General features: G+C 72.8%; 19 protein-coding genes and 1 tRNA gene. 9 read left to right on the top strand and 11 right to left on the bottom strand.

What is annotated here, in order from left to right:
• Positions 1–3 precede the first annotated feature (3 nt).
• Entirely contained in the window at positions 4–597 is a 594-nt protein-coding gene (locus tag DEJ13_RS03250) for a contact-dependent growth inhibition system immunity protein (RefSeq protein WP_111107989.1), read from the top strand.
• Between the two features lie 10 nt (positions 598–607).
• On the opposite strand, the gene DEJ13_RS03255 is transcribed toward DEJ13_RS03250, so the two are convergent.
• From DEJ13_RS03255 to DEJ13_RS03280, 6 genes are all read right to left on the bottom strand, one after another.
• Entirely contained in the window at positions 608–853 is a 246-nt protein-coding gene (locus DEJ13_RS03255; RefSeq protein WP_111107988.1) for a hypothetical protein, read from the bottom strand.
• A 128-nt stretch (positions 854–981) separates the two neighbouring features.
• A complete protein-coding gene (locus DEJ13_RS03260) occupies positions 982–1,650 on the bottom strand; it encodes a methyltransferase domain-containing protein (RefSeq protein ID WP_111107987.1) in 669 nt (222 codons plus the stop codon).
• Positions 1,647–2,297, bottom strand: coding sequence for a TIGR04282 family arsenosugar biosynthesis glycosyltransferase (locus tag DEJ13_RS03265; RefSeq protein ID WP_111107986.1), 651 nt, complete (start codon positions 2,295–2,297; stop codon positions 1,647–1,649). The genes DEJ13_RS03260 and DEJ13_RS03265 overlap by 4 nt, the downstream gene beginning before the upstream one ends.
• Entirely contained in the window at positions 2,294–3,073 is a 780-nt protein-coding gene (locus tag DEJ13_RS03270) for a glycosyltransferase family 2 protein (RefSeq protein WP_349815050.1), read from the bottom strand. The genes DEJ13_RS03265 and DEJ13_RS03270 overlap by 4 nt, the downstream gene beginning before the upstream one ends.
• A 215-nt stretch (positions 3,074–3,288) precedes the next feature.
• Positions 3,289–4,359: an NAD-dependent epimerase/dehydratase family protein gene (locus DEJ13_RS03275; RefSeq protein ID WP_111107984.1), complete on the bottom strand. Its 1,071-nt coding sequence runs from the start codon at positions 4,357–4,359 to the stop codon at positions 3,289–3,291.
• A complete protein-coding gene (locus tag DEJ13_RS03280; protein ID WP_111107983.1) occupies positions 4,356–5,297 on the bottom strand; it encodes an MTAP family purine nucleoside phosphorylase in 942 nt (313 codons plus the stop codon). The genes DEJ13_RS03275 and DEJ13_RS03280 overlap by 4 nt, the downstream gene beginning before the upstream one ends.
• Positions 5,298–5,394: 97 nt before the next feature.
• Between DEJ13_RS03280 and DEJ13_RS03285 the strand changes: the two genes are divergently transcribed.
• The 6 genes from DEJ13_RS03285 (at position 5,395) to DEJ13_RS03310 (ending at position 10,714) form a co-directional block, all read left to right on the top strand.
• Positions 5,395–6,702 carry a molybdopterin molybdotransferase MoeA gene (locus DEJ13_RS03285; protein WP_258374192.1) on the top strand — a complete coding sequence of 436 codons (1,308 nt, stop codon included), beginning with the start codon at positions 5,395–5,397 and terminating at the stop codon, positions 6,700–6,702.
• Positions 6,699–7,211, top strand: a complete 513-nt coding sequence (gene moaC / locus DEJ13_RS03290; RefSeq protein ID WP_111107981.1) for a cyclic pyranopterin monophosphate synthase MoaC — start codon at positions 6,699–6,701, stop codon at positions 7,209–7,211. The genes DEJ13_RS03285 and moaC overlap by 4 nt, the downstream gene beginning before the upstream one ends.
• Positions 7,208–7,720 (top strand): molybdopterin-binding protein, encoded by a 513-nt coding sequence (locus DEJ13_RS03295; protein WP_181437136.1) that lies wholly within the window; start codon positions 7,208–7,210, stop codon positions 7,718–7,720. The genes moaC and DEJ13_RS03295 overlap by 4 nt, the downstream gene beginning before the upstream one ends.
• Positions 7,717–8,157 carry a molybdenum cofactor biosynthesis protein MoaE gene (locus tag DEJ13_RS03300; RefSeq protein WP_181437135.1) on the top strand — a complete coding sequence of 147 codons (441 nt, stop codon included), beginning with the start codon at positions 7,717–7,719 and terminating at the stop codon, positions 8,155–8,157. Before DEJ13_RS03295 ends, DEJ13_RS03300 begins: the two co-directional genes overlap by 4 nt.
• Before the next feature lie 45 nt (positions 8,158–8,202).
• On the top strand, positions 8,203–8,598 hold the full coding sequence (locus DEJ13_RS03305) for a PLDc N-terminal domain-containing protein (RefSeq protein ID WP_111107980.1): 396 nt from the start codon (positions 8,203–8,205) through the stop codon (positions 8,596–8,598).
• Positions 8,599–8,833: 235 nt separating this feature from the next.
• Entirely contained in the window at positions 8,834–10,714 is a 1,881-nt protein-coding gene (locus DEJ13_RS03310) for an ABC-F family ATP-binding cassette domain-containing protein (protein ID WP_111106797.1), read from the top strand.
• Here the strand turns inward: DEJ13_RS03310 and DEJ13_RS03315 are convergent.
• From DEJ13_RS03315 to DEJ13_RS03325, 3 genes are all read right to left on the bottom strand, one after another.
• Positions 10,711–11,160, bottom strand: coding sequence for a VOC family protein (locus DEJ13_RS03315; RefSeq protein ID WP_111106798.1), 450 nt, complete (start codon positions 11,158–11,160; stop codon positions 10,711–10,713). The genes DEJ13_RS03310 and DEJ13_RS03315 overlap by 4 nt on opposite strands.
• 23 nt (positions 11,161–11,183) lie before the next feature.
• Positions 11,184–12,608 (bottom strand): D-alanyl-D-alanine carboxypeptidase/D-alanyl-D-alanine-endopeptidase, encoded by a 1,425-nt coding sequence (locus tag DEJ13_RS03320; RefSeq protein WP_258374082.1) that lies wholly within the window; start codon positions 12,606–12,608, stop codon positions 11,184–11,186.
• 151 nt (positions 12,609–12,759) lie between these two features.
• Positions 12,760–13,254, bottom strand: a complete 495-nt coding sequence (locus DEJ13_RS03325) for a MarR family winged helix-turn-helix transcriptional regulator (protein ID WP_111106799.1) — start codon at positions 13,252–13,254, stop codon at positions 12,760–12,762.
• Positions 13,255–13,332: 78 nt separating this feature from the next.
• Between DEJ13_RS03325 and DEJ13_RS03330 the strand changes: the two genes are divergently transcribed.
• A tRNA-Gln gene (locus DEJ13_RS03330) sits at positions 13,333–13,404 on the top strand.
• A gap of 41 nt (positions 13,405–13,445) precedes the next feature.
• Positions 13,446–13,931: a hypothetical protein gene (locus tag DEJ13_RS03335; protein WP_111106800.1), complete on the top strand. Its 486-nt coding sequence runs from the start codon at positions 13,446–13,448 to the stop codon at positions 13,929–13,931.
• A gap of 13 nt (positions 13,932–13,944) precedes the next feature.
• Here the strand turns inward: DEJ13_RS03335 and DEJ13_RS03340 are convergent, their stop codons facing one another.
• Both DEJ13_RS03340 and DEJ13_RS03345 read right to left on the bottom strand, forming a co-directional pair.
• Positions 13,945–15,417, bottom strand: coding sequence for a glycoside hydrolase family 32 protein (locus tag DEJ13_RS03340; RefSeq protein ID WP_111106801.1), 1,473 nt, complete (start codon positions 15,415–15,417; stop codon positions 13,945–13,947).
• Entirely contained in the window at positions 15,414–16,469 is a 1,056-nt protein-coding gene (locus DEJ13_RS03345; RefSeq protein WP_111106802.1) for a LacI family DNA-binding transcriptional regulator, read from the bottom strand. The genes DEJ13_RS03340 and DEJ13_RS03345 overlap by 4 nt, the downstream gene beginning before the upstream one ends.
• Between the last annotated feature and the right edge of the window lie 33 nt (positions 16,470–16,502).

Below are 16,502 nucleotides of genomic sequence, written 5' to 3' on the forward strand. Positions count from 1 at the left end.
CGAATGAGCCACAGCGTCAGGACCGGCACGTCGGTCTTCACCGGCGGGACCGACGACGCCAACCGGATCGTCGCGTACGCCCTCGACGCCAATCACCTGCGGATCCGCGCCTGGGTCGCCGAGGACTGTCCGAAACCCCTCCGGATCTACGCCGTCCCCGGTGGGGTCACGGGGCGCGGCATGCCGTTCGGGACGATCCAGGACCTCGACGCCGTGCGGGTGGTCCTGACCGCGGCACCGGACCGGCCGACGGGCTACACCGTGCTGACGGCATACCCGGCGCCGGCCAGCATCACCGCGACGAACTTCACCGCGTTCGACGACTTCGTCGGTGCGTACTTCCACCAGGACTGGGCCGACGCGCCGTACGGGGGACCGGACGCGCTGGAACACTCCCTGGCGATCAGCTCGCCCGATGAGCAGCGCGCGCTGTTGGCCGACGTGCGTGACCTCGACGAGGCGCTGCCCGACGCGGCGGCGCTCGGCGGACGGCTGGTCGAACTCGACTGCAACTACGTACCCGAGGACGACGGGCTGGACGACCGGACATGGCTGCGGCAGGTGGCGGAGCGCCTCGAGCAGGAACTCGCCGCCTGACCGGAATCGCTCAGGCGGTGCGGAACGACCCGGTCACGGTGCGGAACGAGCCGGTGACGGTGCGGTTCGACGCGGTCACCGTGCCGCCACGACGGAACTGTGTGTCGACGAAGCGACCGAGCCGACCGGTGACCGGCACGCCCGTGTAGGTCCCGACGGATGCAGGAGTGCCGGCGCCGACGTAGGTGCCGAGCTCGTCGCGGTCCGCGATGCCGGAGACGAAGCTGCCGCCGAAGGGGGTGGTGGTGGTCGTCATGGGGATCTCCTCGGGTGTGGAGACGCCGCCGATGGCGCCGGTCCGACGCCCCGAGCGCCGTCGACTGGTGTCCACCACCGTACGCTGCTGTCTTGTATGATGCAAAACAACGGCGTGTCCGCCTGATCTCAGGCCACGAGCTCGCAGAAGCTCCGACCGGCTGCGGTCCAGCTCGACCGCGGCTCGAGCCCGGCGGCGAGCGCATGCCGGCGCAGCGCGTCGAGCCCGACCTCGGCCCACGGGAACTCGTCGCTCTCGTGGCCGTCCGCGTCCACGACGCGCGCCTGGTACGAGCGGTCCGCGGCCCGGTCGGTGTGGGTCTCGACGACCACCCGACCGCCGACACGGACGATGTCGCGACAGCGGGCGAGCAGGGCGACGGGGTCGCCGCCGATGCCGATGTTGCCGTCGAGGACGAGTGCGGTGTCCCAACGGCCCTCTTCGGGGACGGCCTCGAACACGGAGCCCTGCACCGCGCGGCCGCCCGAGCGCTGCGCGATCGCGACGGCCTCGGCGGACACGTCCACACCGAGCGACGGGATGCCGAGTGCGCGTGCGGCGACGAGCATCCGGCCGGGGCCGCAGCCGATGTCGATGACCGGGCCGTCGACGCCGTCGAGCAGCGAGCGGTCGACGCGGTCGGCCGCGGCGCTCCACCGGCCGACGTCCATCGTGACGGCGAGGTCGGGGCGGTCGGTGTCGGTCAGGCGCAGGCGCCCGTCCGAACGCAGGGCGCGCGCGTAGGGCTCGTCGCCGCCGGTGCCGAACGTGACGGCGGTCTGGGTGGTGTCGGTCATCGGGAGCCTCCGGTGGTGAGGACGGACGGGCTGGCGGCGAGGGCCGCGGCGAACGCGGAGTCGGGTGCGAGCTGGGCGACGCGGTGGGCGTCGTCGATCAGGTCGACGTCGAGCAGGGTGGGCAGGGTCCCGATGTCGAGTCCGGCGTCGACCAGGCGTGCGCGCTGCACTGCGCCGGTGTCGTCCTGGGACATCGGGACGCCGCGGAGGTACGTGCCGTCGGGGTCGCGGAGGTACAGCGACCAGAAGCCACCGTCCTCGGCGGGTCCGAACCACGCGTCGCGCTCGGGGGCCTCGAGCACCGGCGCGACGTCGTCGGCCGAGAACTGCGGGGTGTCCATGCCGACCAGCAGCGTGGGACCGGTCATGGTGTCGAACAGGAAGCCGAGTCGCTCGTCGAGGCCGCCGCCCGGCTGGTGCAGCACGTCGAAGCCAGCGGCCGCGTCGGGGACGACGTCACCGTCGAAGAACAGCACGCGGCGCGTGACGGGCAGCGCCTGCACGGTGCGCAGGGTGTCGTCGAGGCTGGCGGCAGCGACGCGCGCTGCCCCCTCGGCGGTGATGGCCGGTGCCAGGCGGGTCTTGACCTTGCCGGGCAGGCACTCCTTGGCGATCACGACCACCGTGACGTCGTCGACGGCGGTCATGCGTTCGTCCCTTCGGGAGCGGGAGCGGGAGCGGGAGCGGGAGCCGGGGCAGCAGCGGCCGCGGGGTGCGCAGCCGGAGCCGGAGCAGGGGCCGGCGCGACCGTGCGCACCCGGGCCTCCTGTCGGTACTTCCGCAACAGACGGGACATGTCGCGCACCGCATTGATCGTGCCGCGCAGCGTGCCGGTCACCTTGCTGTCGCCGATGCGCTGCTCGTACCCGATGTCGGACTCGTCGACCCGCCACCCCGCGGCGTGCGCGGCGAGCACCATCTCGAGCGGGTAGCCGCTGCGGCGGTCCTGCAGGTCGAGGGCGACCAGGTCGGCGCGGCGCATCACGCGCATCGGGCCGAGGTCGCGCAGCTTGTACCCGGTCGCCCGGCGCATCAGGACGGCGAGCACGCGGTTGGCGAAGCGGGCGTGGGGTGCCCACGCGGCTGGGGTCGTCGGCACGCGGCGGCCGAGTGCCAGGTCCGTGGAGCCGGTGGCGACGCGGGCGACGAGCGGGGGGAGCTCAGCGGGGTCCATCGAGGCGTCGGCGTCACAGAACGCGACGTACTCGGCGGTCGCAGCGGCGACGCCGGCAGCGCATGCCGATCCGAAGCCGCGTCGGGTCTCGGTGACGACGAGGGCGCCGTGGGCGCGCGCCACGTCGGCGGAGCCGTCGGTCGAGCCGTTGTCGACGACGATCGCGCGGTAGCCGTCGGGCAGCCGGCCGATCACCTTCGGCAAGGCATCTGCCTCGTCCAGGCACGGAAGGATCACGTCGACGTTCATGTCGACCATTCGGTGCGGTCGATCGTTTCGACGGGAGGGCGTTGCCATGCACACCAGGCAACCGGAGCGCGGTCGACGATGCACAGCGAGCCTGTACCCCCTGACCGGTTTCCGTTCAGGTTCACCCCGAACGGGGGGTCACCACCCGACGGACGGGAGGCTCGTGGCGGGCCCGCCACGAGCCTCCCGTCCGGTTGGTGGCCCTGTGGTGTGTCTCAGCGCACCGCTGCGCGCAACGGCGCGTCCGCGAACTCGCGCATGCCCCGCGCGAAGTCGACCTCGGCACGCCAGCCGAGCTCGTCGGCGATCCTCGCCGAGGACGCCGTGACGTGGCGGACGTCGCCGAGCCGGTACTCGCCCGTCACGACGGGCTCCAGGCCCGCGGTCCCGGCGATCGCAGCCGCCATGTCGCCGATGGTGTGCACGGTGCCCGAGCCGACGTTGTACGCGCGGAAGGAGTCGGCGGGCATGGTCCCGGTCGCGCCGATCGACGCGAGGTTCGCCCCGGCGACGTCGTCGACGTGCACGAAGTCACGGCGCTGGCGGCCGTCCTCGAACACGCGGGGTGCCTCGCCGCGCGCGATCGCGGACCGAAACAGCGACGCGACGCCCGCGTATGGCGTGTTCGCGGGCATGCCCGGGCCGTACACGTTGTGGTAGCGGAGCGCGATCGCTCGGCCGCCGGTGGCACGCGACCAGGACGAGGCCAGGTGCTCCTGGGCGACCTTGGTCTGCGCGTAGACGTTGCGCGGGTCGAGCGCCGCGGACTCGTCGATCAGGCCGGGGACGAGCGGCTGGCCGTCGGGGCCGATCGGGTCGAAGCGGCCGGCGTCCAGGTCCTCGCGGCGGCGGGCCGGCGGGCGGGTCACTTCGCCGGACGCGGTCGTGTACGCGCCCTCGCCGTAGACGACCATCGAGCTGGCGACGACCAGGCGGCCGATCCCCTCACGGTCCATCGCGGCGAGCACGTGGGCGGTGCCGGCGTCGTTGCTCGAGACGTAGTCGGGCGCGTCCTGGAAGTCGACGCCGAGACCGACCTTGGCGGCCTGGTGGCAGACGACCTCGATGCCGTCGAGTGCGGCGTCGAGGGCCACGCGGTCGCGGACGTCGCCGTGCACGACCTCGATGCCGGCGTGCTCGAGTTGGTGCAGCACGGCGGTCGGGTCCCCGTGGACGTCGGCGCGCAGGGAGTCGAGGACGCGGACCTCGTGCCCGTCGGCCAGGGCGCGGCGGACGATCGCGGAGCCGATGAAGCCCGCGCCGCCCGTGACGAGCAGGCGGCTCACCGCTGGCCCCCGTCGTGCTCCGTGACGCTCGCGCTGGCGGTTGCCGTGACGCCAGCGCTGGCGGCTGCGGGGACGCTCGCGCTGGCGGCTGCCATGACGCCCGCGCTGGCGGTTGCGGGGACCAGCTCGCGCGGCGCGTAGTCGTCGGGGACCGCGGCCACGATCGACCCGATCGCGCGGACGATGACCTCGTTCGCGCGGGCCAGTCGCTCCATCACCATGCCGTGCGTGACGGGTTCCTCGGCGCTCGCTGCCGCCTCGTCCTCGGTCGGGGCGAGGCCTGCGTCGGCGTCCGTCACGAAGGACAGGTTCACGGTGCCGATCCCGAGCTCGGCGGCGAGGGGCACCTCGGGCGTCATCGTCATGTTGATCGTGTGGCCACCGGCCTCGCGCAGCCAGACCGACTCGGCACGCGTCGAGAAGCGCGGACCCTGGATCACGACACAGGTGCCGGTCGGCCGGAACGGGACGTCGAGCGCCGCGACGGCGTCGACGGCTGCGCGCCGCAGCACCGGGTCGAACGGGTCGGCGAAGGACAGGTGCTGGACCTGGTCCTCGAAGAACGTGTCGGCGCGGCCCCACGTGCGGTCGATGAGCTGGTCGGTGACGACGAAGGTGCCCGGCGCGTAGTCGGGGTGCAGCCCGCCGACGGCACTCGACGAGACGATCGCGCGGACGCCCAGGGAACGCAGTGCCCAGAGGTTGGCGCGGTGGTTGATCCGGTGCGGTGCCACGGAGTGGGCGCGGCCGTGCCGGGTCAGGAAGGCAACGCGCTTGCCCGCCATCGTCCCGACCGTGATCGGGGACGAGGTCGCGCCGAACGGCGTGGGGACGTCGATCTCGTCGGCGGTGCCGGGTGCGAACAGCTCGTAGAGGCCGGAGCCCCCGATCACACCGATGGTCGCGGTTCCGTCGTGCTGCGGTCGGTCGTTCTCCACGGGTCCTCCGTATCGTCGTGGGCGCGTGCGGCGCGCTGGATACGCTACTGATGCGCGATGCCCAGGCGCTGCACGACGAACCCATTCGGAGGCCCCCTTGCGAACGATCGCCCAGCACCGCGACGCGGTGCGTGCGCTGGTCGCGCCGGTGTTGCCGGGGTCGGCTGTTTCCTCGGGTCCTGTCCCGTCGGTTCCTGGCGCGTCGGGCCCGTCGGGTCCGGCCGACGTCGATCTGGAGGCTCGGCTCGTCGACGACCTCGCTGCCGACACCGGGGCGGGGCAGGGCCACCGCGTGCTCGGACGGGCCGTCGGCTCGCCGATCCCGCTGCCGCCGTTCGACAACAGCCAGATGGACGGCTTCGCCGTGCGGGCCGCAGACGCCGGTGCCACGCTGCGCGTCGTCGCACCGATCCCCGCGGGCGTGCAGCCCGCGCCGCTGCCGGTGGGTGCTGCGGCGCCGATCATGACCGGAGCACGGATCCCGGCGGATGCCGACGCGGTGTTCCCGGTCGAGGCGACGCCCCCCGGGTCCTTCCCCGACGCGCTGGCGCTGACCACCGTCGTCGTGCCGGCCGACCTGCGGACCGGGACCTTCGTGCGGACGGCCGGGTCCGACCTGGCGCTCGACGCACCCGTCGTCCGAGCGGGCGCGCTGCTGACGCCCGCCGTGCTCGGGGCGCTGGCCTCGGCGGGGGTCTCCCGCGTCGAACTCGTCCGGCGGCCTCGGGTGCTCGTCGTGTCGACGGGGTCCGAGCTGACTGGTGCAGGGAGTGCTGGCAGCGCTGCCGGCGGTGCCGGGATCAACGACGCGAACGGGATCGCGCTGCGGGCGGCACTCGCCGAGGTCGGGGTCGAGTCCCGCACCGTCCGCGTCCCCGACGACGAAGCCCGGTTCCTCGCCGCCCTCGACGACGCCGTCGGGGACTGGGCCGATCTGGTGCTGACCACCGGCGGCATCAGCGCCGGCGCGTACGAGGTCGTGCGACAGGCCCTCGAACCCCGCGGGCTCGTCGTCACCCCGGTCGCCATGCAGCCCGGCGGACCGCAGGCGCTCGGCACCGTGCAGCTCGCCGGACGCCCCGTGCCCGTCGTCGCGTTCCCGGGCAACCCCGTGTCGGCACTCGTCTCGTTCGAGGTGTTCCTGCGCCCCGTCCTCGCCCGTGCCGCCGGCATGGACGAGTCGCGTCCGAGCCAGGTGCTGCCGGCTGCGTCCGCCGCCGAGTCGCCCGAGGGCAAGCACCAGGTCCGCCGGGGTCGCGTCGTCGACGGGCTCGTGCACTTCGTCGGGGGCCCGTCCTCGCACCTGCTGGCCCACTACGCCGACGCCACGCACCTGGTGCACGTGCCGGTCGGCACCGCCGCCGTCGCACCCGGTGACCCCCTGACCGTCTGGAGCCTGAGATGACCGACGACCCCGCCCCGCTGTCGACGACCGAGCAGCCACAGGCCGAGCTCTCCCACGTCCGTGCCGACGGCAGCGCCCACATGGTCGACGTCTCCGACAAGGACGTCACCGCCCGGTCCGCCACCGCCACCGCCACCCTGGTGACCCGCCCGGACGTGGTCGCACGGATCCTCGACGGCTCGCTGCCCAAGGGCGAGGTCATCGGAACCGCCCGGATCGCGGCGATCATGGCGGTGAAGAAGACCTCGGACCTGGTGCCGCTCTGCCATCCGCTCCCCATCGCCGGCGTGCAGGTCGACATCACCGGCACCGAGGACCGGGTCGTCGTCGAGGTCTCGGTGCGCACGACCTCGCGCACCGGCGTCGAGATGGAAGCCCTCACCGGCGCGAGCGTCGGCGCGCTGACCGTGTACGACATGGTGAAGGCCGTCGACCGCACGGCCACGATCACGGACGTCCGGGTGCTCGAGAAGCACGGTGGCCGGTCCGGGGACTGGAGCGCACGATGACCTCGCAGCCGACCAGGGGGCGCGGGGTGGTCGTCGTCGTGTCGACCTCGGCCGCCGCCGACCCCGCGCTCGACACCACCGGCCCCACGATCGCCGCGTGGCTCCGTGCGCACGACTTCACCGTCGACGAGCCGGTGATCGTGCCCGACGGCGGCCCCGTCGCGGCGACGGTCACCGCCGGGCTGCTCGCCGACGCCCGCGTGGTCATCACGACCGGCGGCACCGGGGTCACCCCGACCGACCGCACCCCCGAAGCCGTCGCCCCGCTGCTCGACCTCGAGCTGCCCGGTGTGCTCGAAGAGGTCCGTCGACGCGGCCTCGCCGGTGCCGGACCGACCGCCCTGCTCAGCCGCGGTGTCGCGGGCATCGCCTCGACCGGGGCCTTCGTCGTGACGTTGCCCGGGTCGCGCGGGGGCGTCGCCGACGGGCTCGCCGTGCTCGACGGGCTGCTCGACCACGTGCTGGCCCAGGTGCACGGCGAGGGTCACGCCCGTCGGAGCCACTCGTGACCGCCCCGGCGGCGGCCGACCGGGTCGTGCTCGCCGACGTCGTGGACACTGCCGTGACGGTCGAACAGGTCTCCGCCGCGGTGGCGACCGACCAGGACGGCGCCGTCGTCACCTTCGCCGGGGTCGTCCGCGACCACGACGGTGGCAAGGGCGTCACGGCGCTCGGGTACGAACGACACCCCAGTGCCGGTGACGTCATCGCCGAGGTGGCCCGCTCGATCGCAGCCGACCACCCCGGGGTCCGCATCGCCGTCCTGCACCGCGTCGGGGACCTCGTGGTGGGCGACGTCGCGCTCGCCGCAGCGGTGTCCTCGCCACACCGGGCCGAGGCGTTCGCTGCCTGCGCCGCGCTGATCGACCTGGTGAAGGAACGCACGCCGATCTGGAAGCACCAGGAGTTCACCGACGGATCGGACGAGTGGGTCGCGTCCCTCTGACGCGGGCATGGCGGCGGTCCACAGCCGGGCCGTAGGATCCGGGACATGATCGTCCTGCCCGTGGTCACCGTGCTGCTGACGGTGTTCGCCCTGATCGACATCCTGACCAAGACGGACGACCAGATCCGCGGCCTGCCGAAGATCGCGTGGGTCATCCTCGTCGTGCTCGTCCCGGTCGTCGGCGGAATCGTCTGGTTCGTCGTCGGTCACGACTGGGCCCCTGGTGAGCGGAACCACGGCCGGTACCTCGAGCCGAACCGCGACCAGGACCGGCACCCCCCGCTCGGACATGCCCGCGCCGCCCATGGCGACCGCCGCGTGACGACCACCGAGCAGGAGCTCGCCGACCTCGACCGCGAGATCGAGTTCTGGCAGGCGAAGGCCCGACTCGAGCGAGCGCAGGACACCGCGGGGGAGTCCGACGCGGCCCCGGCGAACTGATCCGCGCTTGGTTCGAACCTCGCACGGTGCGAGGTTCGCGGTGTCGCACGGTGCAAGGTTCGCGGCCCGTGCGACGTTGATCGTGTCGTGCGAGGAAACAGCGCCGCACCACGCCGCGAACCTCGCACCGGCCGCTGACCTCGCACGGTGCGAGGCGGCCCCGCAGCCCGCCCCGCGCAGCCCCTCCCGCACCCGCCCGCACCGCGCACGCCCGCGCGCCGCCTACCCTTGACGGGTGGCACATCTCCTCGGCGCCGAGAACCTGCATCTCGAGTTCCCCACCCGCACCGTCTTCGACAGCGTCACCATCGGCATCGACGAGGGTGACCGCATCGGCGTCGTCGGCCGGAACGGTGACGGCAAGTCGACCCTCCTGAGCCTGCTGTCCAAGCGGCTCGAGCCCGACACCGGCCGTGTGACGCACCGCCGCGGCGTGACCGTCGGCGTCCTCGACCAGCGCGACGCCCTGCCCGCGGGCCAGACCGTCGGCGCGGTCGTCGTCGGCGACCGCGAGGAGCACGAGTGGGCTGGCGACCCGAAGATCCGTGACGTGATCGGCGGACTCGTGTCCGACATCCCGTGGGACGAACTCGTCGACGACCTGTCCGGTGGGCAGCGGCGGCGCGTGACGCTCGCGCGGCTGCTCGTCGGCGACTGGGACGTCTTGTTCCTCGACGAGCCGACCAACCACCTCGACGTCGAGGGCATCCAGTGGCTGGCCGAGCACGTCAACCGTCGCTGGCCAGCGAACCAGGGCGGGCTCGTCGTCGTGACGCACGACCGGTGGTTCCTGGACGCCGTGTCGACCGACACGTGGGAGGTGCACGACGGCATCGTCGAGCCCTTCGAGGGCGGCTACGCGGCCTACATCCTGCAGCGCGTCGAGCGTGACCGGCAGGCCGCGGCGAGCGAGCAGCGCCGGCAGAACCTGGCGCGCAAGGAGCTCGCGTGGCTCCGCCGCGGCGCCCCGGCCCGCACCAGCAAGCCGAAGTTCCGCATCGACGCGGCCAACGCGCTCATCGACGACGTGCCGCCGCTGCGCGACACCGTCGCCTTGTCGAAGACCGCCACCGCGCGGCTCGGCAAGGACGTCGTTGACCTGCTCGACGTCGGCGTCACCTACCCCGGTGCCGACGAGCCGACCATCCGCAGCATCGAGTGGCGCATCGCACCCGGGGAGCGCACCGGCATCCTCGGTCCGAACGGCGCCGGCAAGTCGACGCTGCTCTCCCTCATCGCGGGGCGCCTGCAGCCGACCAGCGGCCGCGTGAAGACGGGGAAGACCGTGCAGGTCGCGGTCCTCGACCAGCAGCTCGCCGACCTGGCGCAGTACGCGGGCGACCGCGTGCGCGAGGTCGTCGCCCGCAAGAAGACGAGCTACGTCGCCGACGGCAAGGAGATGACGCCCTCGCAGCTGCTGGAGCGCCTGGGCTTCACTTCCGAGCAGCTCTCCACGCCCGTCAAGGACCTGTCCGGCGGCCAGAAGCGCCGGCTGCAGCTCATGCTCATCCTGCTCGACGAGCCGAACCTGCTGATCCTCGACGAGCCGACCAACGACCTCGACACCGACATGCTCGCCGCCATGGAGGACCTCCTCGACACCTGGCCGGGCACCCTGCTCGTCGTGAGCCACGACCGGTACCTGCTCGAGCGCGTCACCGACCAGCAGTACGCCGTGCTCGGCGGGCACCTCCGTCACCTGCCGGGCGGGGTCGACGAGTACATGCGGCTGCGTGCGGCCGGGACCGGTGGCGGGACCGCTTCAGCGGCTGCCGCCGCGACGGCCGGGAGGCCCGACACCGCTGGCGGGACCGGCTCGGCCGGTGCTGCCGGCGGCTCCGGAACCGCGGGTGCGTCCGGCGGGTCGGCTGCGGCCGGTGGATCCGGCCTGACGGGGGCCGAGCGTCGCACCGCCGAGAAGGAGATGTCGGCCCTCGACCGCCGGATCGCCCGCATCGGGGCCGACCGACAGACGCTGCTCGACCTGTTCGCCGGGCACGACCAGTCCGACTACGCCGGGCTCGGAGAGCTGCAGACGAAGCTCGCGGAACTCGAGGTGGAGATCGAGCAGCTCGAGGAACGCTGGCTCGAGGTCGCGGAGCAGCTCGGGGTCTAGACGGTCGTCGCTTCGGGGACGACGTCCGCGGGGTCGCCGCCGCCCGGGTTCGCGACGACCTCCCACAGGTGGCCGTCCGGGTCCTGGAAGAAGCCGGAGTACATGCCCCAGGGCCGTGTGTACGGCGGCTGCAGCATCCTGGCACCGGCCGCGCGGGCCTGTTCCAGGAACGCGTCCGCTGCCTCGCGGGACGGGACGAAGTGCCCGATGGTCGACGTCGGCGCCGTCGCCAGGTCGACGCCCGAGTCCTTCGCCATGTCGTCGCGACCGTAGACGCTGACGACCAGCCCGTCGTCGAGCGTGAACATCGCCGTCGTCCCGCCCGGGGTCGTCTCGGTCGCGGGGTGCTCGGTGCCGATGACGCCGCTGCCCTCGATGCCGAGCAGGGCGCGGTAGAACGCAGCCGAGCGCTCGACGTCGGCGACCGCGAGGGTGATGGCGTGCATGGCCGCAGGCTACGCCGGACCGCTCACCGGTGCCGGGTGCCCGGAGGCCTGGTGTCCGACGATCGCACCGACCGTGCCGGCCGCTCCGACGGTGCTGCTCGCTCCGACCGGGCTGCGCCCTGCGCCTGTGGTGCCGTGGCTGCGAGCCCGCCGCAGCGCCACAGGCTGGCCGCGAGCACGTCGATCTCGTGCCGCGTCGCAGGGTCACTCGTCCCCTCGGCGAACACCGTGAACGCGATGCGGTCCCCGGCGACCTCGTCGGTGACGCCCGTGAGCCCGAACATGTCGTCGAGCGTCCCGGTCTTGCCGCGGACGTGCCCCCGGGCGTCGCGGGCCGCGCCGGTGAAGCGGCCGTCTTCGTCCAACGTGCCGGTCCGGCCTGCGATCGCGAGGCCTCGATCCACTGGCTCGAGTCCGTCGCGGTGGGTCGCGACCGCCCGCATGAGGGTCGTCAGCGTGGCCGCGGGCACCCGGTTGTCCGGGCTCAGCCCCGAGCCGTCGACCAGGCGCAGCCCGTCGGTCGGCACGTGGACCTCGTGGAGCGCCTTCGTGGTGCCGACCTGGACGGCGTCGAACGAGCGACCAGCCCCTTCGGCGATCGCGACGTGCCGGGCGAGGACCTCGGCCAGCGTGTCGTCCGAGTGGGTCAGCAGCGTGCCGACCAGCTCCGACACGGTGGCCGAGCGCACGGTCCCGAGCGTCCGGGCCCCGGTGGACGGCGTCACCGACGTCGTCTCGACGCGGACGTCCGGCCCGAGCAGCGCCGCGAAGGACGTCGCCGCGCGAGTGACCGCGCCGGTGCTCCGGAGCGAGTACGCCTCGGTCGGGTCGTCGCGATCACCGTCGACCATGAGCGCGGTGATGTTCGAGACGCTGCCGCTCGTGCGGGCGCTCTCGGTCCAGCTCGGGTGCCACGCCGGGCCGTCGAACAGGTCGGTGTCGACCCGGACGACCTCGATCGGCGCGGGGTGCGCCGCGCGGACCTGGCGCGCCAGGTCGTCCAGGTGTGCGGCGCCCGGGTAGACGCTGTCCTGCCCGGACGGCAGTCGGCTCAGCGTGGGGTCGCCACCACCGACCAGGACCACGCTGTCCGACTCGGCCCCCGCGACCACCGTCGTGGTGAACCGGCGGTCGGGTCCGAGCGCGGCGAGCGCTGCCGACGCGGTGATGAGCTTCATCGTGCTGCCCGTCTGTGTCGGCTCGTCGCCCCGGACCGAGAGCACGGACTTCCCGGAGTCCACCGAGCGGGCGTCGAGGAACAGCGTGCCCGAGGTCCACCGCGTGGCCAGGGCGTCCGCGGTGCACCGGCGTTCGGCGGCAGCCGCTCTGCCCTCGCGGTCGCCGATCACGGCCGTCCCGACGGCGACGCCACCGAGCACGAGGCCGAGCACCGTCGTGAACGCCACGACGTAGGGGTAGCGGCGGAGGAAGGAGCGGTGATCGGTCACCCGACCATCGTCGCGAGGGACCGGCTGCGCGGCATCGACCCCAGGGCTGAAGTGAGCGGATCTCGTTCGGTCGCTCGGGTGAGGCCAGCTCGGTCTCGGAGCGCTCGGCGTGCGGTCGGCGCGGTTCGGGAGCGCTCGGCGTGCGGTCGGCTCAGTCGCCCAGGCCGAGGATCAGGCGTCGCAGCAGCCCGGCCAACTGGTCCTGCTCGTCGGCCGACAGCCCCGCCAGGATGTCTCGCTCAGCCCGCAGCAGGTCGGCGATCGCCGAGTCCACCGCTGCGCGCCCGGACTCGGTGAGCGACACGAGGATGCCGCGGCCGTCCTTCGGGTCGGTCCGACGGGCGACCAGTCCGCGTGCCGTCAGTCGGTCGACACGGTTCGTCATCGTGCCGCTGGACACGAGGGTCTGTTGCAGCAGGGTCTTCGGGCTCAGCTCGAACGGCTCACCCGCGCGCCGCAGTGCCGACAGCACGTCGAACTCCCACGGCTCGGTGCCGCTGGCGTCGAACGCCGCTCGCCGTGCGCGGTCGAGGTGCCGCGCCAGGCGGTCCACCCGGGAGAGCACCTGTAGCGGGGCGAAGTCGAGGTCGTCGCGCTGCCGTCCCCACGCCGCGACGATGCGATCGACTTCGTCCTGGTCCGGCATCCCCCCATCTTGGCCGAAGCCCGCGCGCACGACCACCACCGAGCACATGGGAAGATGGACGGGCGCCAGCGTGCGCGTTCCGCCTTGGTGTAATGGCAGCACGACGGCCTTTGGTGCCGTTAGGTCCGGGTTCGAATCCTGGAGGCGGAGCCGGGGGGCTCGACGGCGTCAGTCGCCGTTAGGCTCACGACGTGCGCCGAGTCCACGCGGTTGTCGTCCCCGCCCTCGCCGGGGTGCTCGTCGCCCTCACCGGTTGCTCGGCCACGTCGGTGGACAGCGGGACGCTCGCCGACTGGCAGCAACAGCAGGACCGGGTGGCCGAGGCGAACCCCGGCGTCCTCGGTGTGCTCGTCTCGAACATCGACGCCGGCGAACAGGCGCCGCAGGAAGTGGAACCGGGCGTCCGACTGCAGTTCCCAGCATCCCAACCCGTCGACCATCTGGAGTTCTCCTGCTTCGGCAACGGGCAGATGCGCGCCGTCATCCGCACGGCCACCGACACCGGAAGCCGAGACACCACAGTCGGTGCGATGCGCTGCCGCGACAGCCCGCACCGCATCGCGGTTCCCGACGACCCACCCGCCGCCATCGACAGCGTCGCCTGCAGCGCCTTCGACAGCGACAGGACCAGCACCTGGCGTCTCGTCGTCATCGGACAGGCGCAACCATCCGGCTGAGCCCGCGTCGGCGTCAGCGCGTCCTGATCGTCATCCGGTCCAGACGGAACGCGCCGTCCTGCGCGAACAGACCGACCCGTCCGTCCGCGCGGTCGTACAGGCGCGTGCTCAGCGCGACGGCCCCATCGACGACAGTCACACAGATGTCGCCGTCGAGGTGCACGACGATCCGGTGTCGGCCCGGTGCGAGGTCGACCGGGCGTTCGAGTTCGACCGCGTGCGGCACGTCGCCGAGGACCTGCCACTGCTCGGTCCCGGTGGTGCCGCGCGGCCATCGATCGAGCACGAGGCGGTTGCGAGCGGGTTCGAGACGGAGTGCGTAGCCGTGCTCGCCGTCGTCGGTCGTCCGCAGCAGGATGCCGAAGGACCCCGTGTCCGGTGCGAGGTCGACGTCCACGGTGACCAGCGCTTCGGACGGGAGCCCTGGTCCGATCCAGGACGCGTACCGGGTCACCGCTCCGGTCCCGACCGCCTGAGCCGCGCCGTTGCGCGGCTCGAGCTGCTCCGTGACGTCGGTCGTGTCCGCGTACGCCGCCTGCAGGGTGTGGGGGAGGTCGAACCGCAACGAGCCGTCCGGACGCTGGTGGGCCTCCAGGGTCGCCATGGTCCCTGCCCACTGCCAGGGGCCGGCGTCACGCCGTCCGTCCTTCGAGGCGATCCAGCCGACGAAGTACCGAGCGCCGTCGAGGGCCACCGTCTTCGCCGCGTAGAACGCGCGGCCGTCGACCGTGTCGTCGGCCGGCGCGGTCCACGGGCCGTCCGGGGACGTCGCGATGCGGTAGCGCGTGCAGAACGCGTCGGAGAACTCGGAGTACACCAGGTACCACCAGTCACCCCACTGGAACACGTCCGGGCATTCCTGGGTGATGAAGCGGTGCGGCTCCCACAACGGTTCGGCGTCCCGCCAGGTCACGAGGTCGTCGGACACGAGTCGGGCGACGAGTCCGGACCGGCGGTACGGCTCGTCTGGTCGGCGCGTGGCCAGCAGCATCTGCCACGGCCGATCCGCATGCGGGCGGAACACGAACGGGTCCCGCCAGTCCTCGGGGGAGTAGCCGGCGAGCGCGGGGAGGTCCCACTCGGGGTGCTTGGTCCACGCGGTCAGGTCGCCGTCGGAGGTGGCGTGGCAGACGACCTGGGCGTCCTTCGCGTCGTCATCGGTGCTGGTCCGGATGCGGGGGTTGTGGCCCGTGGAGAACAGGTGCAGCGTGCCGTCGTCCCCGCGGACGACGCTGCCGGTGTAGCAGTCGTGGTCGCTGGCGTCCGGGCCGCCGGAGGGCAGCACGACGCCCTGGTCGTCGAAGGTCACGAAGTCGGTCGTCGTGACGGCCGCCCAGGGCATGCCGGTCGCACGTTCGAGCGGCGGAGCGTCTGGCCGTTCGTCGAGCAGGTAGAACAGCCATGCAGTCCCGTCGTGCTCGTACGGGATGACGTCACCGACGAATCCGTTCGGCGGCTGGAAGTGCGTGCTGGGTGGGGGAGTCACTCGGGTTCCTTCGGGTCAGCGGGTCGCGGCGCTGCGAGCGAGCTCCGGGGGACGTACTCGCAGGGCACGAGGTGCCGGCCGGGCTGTTCACCCGATGCCAGCAGCAGGGTCCCGGCTTCGAACCCCATCTGCTGATGCGGCAGTGCGACGGTGGTCAGCGGTGGGTGCATCTGGTCCGCGAGGTCGGGTTGGTCGTCGAACCCGACGATGCTGACGTCTTCCGGGCAGCGCAGACCGAGCGACTGCGCCGCCATCAGGGCCCCGACGGCCATGCGGTCGTTGCCGCAGATCACGGCGGACGGTCGGTTCCCGGTCAACACCTCGATCGCCAGGTCGAAGCCGGAGCCGACCTGGAAGGTGCCGAAGTGCACGCGGATGGCCTCCGGGTCGACGCCGGCTTCCGTCGCGGCTTCGTCGAGCCCGCGTTTCCGCTCCCGACAGGCGTAGTCGTCTTCCGGGCCGCCGAGGAACGCCACGTCCGTGTGGCCAGCGGCGAAGACGGCCTCCGCGACGTCATGGCCGCCCTGGAACTCGTCGGCCAGCACGGTGACGGCCGGCGCGTCGCCCTGGGGGAAGCAGTTGACGAAGACCGTCGGAACGGCGTCGAGCCCGTCGACCGGAGTGACGTACTCGGGGCCGGGCGCCGCGTAGACCAGGCCGGCGACCCCCTGCTGGACGAGGTTCTCCACCGCTGCCTTGCCACCGTCGGTCGTCTGCGCCGTCTCCACCACGAAGCAGACGTATCCGGCCTCCTGGACGGCCTGCTGCACGCCCAGCACGATGTGCCCGGCGTAGGGCTGCGAGACCAGCCGGTCGGCGATCACGCCGACCGTGTACGACCGGTTCGAGCGCAGGGACTGTGCGGCGCGGTTGGGTCGGAAGTTCAGCGCCTTCGCGGACTCCAGCACGCGTGCGCGTGTCTCGGCTGCGATCGAGACGTCGCGGCGGTCGTTCAGCACGAACGACACCGTCGGCTGCGACACCCCGGCGTGGCGCGCGACGTCCTTCATGGTGACGCGCTGTGACTGCGTCGTGCTGTTGCGGCTCGCCATCGACCCTCCTTCGTCCGTCTCATCATGCCAGAA

Origin of the sequence: Curtobacterium sp. MCLR17_007, assembly GCF_003234655.2 — a bacterium.
Classification (GTDB): Bacteria; Actinomycetota; Actinomycetes; order Actinomycetales; family Microbacteriaceae; genus Curtobacterium.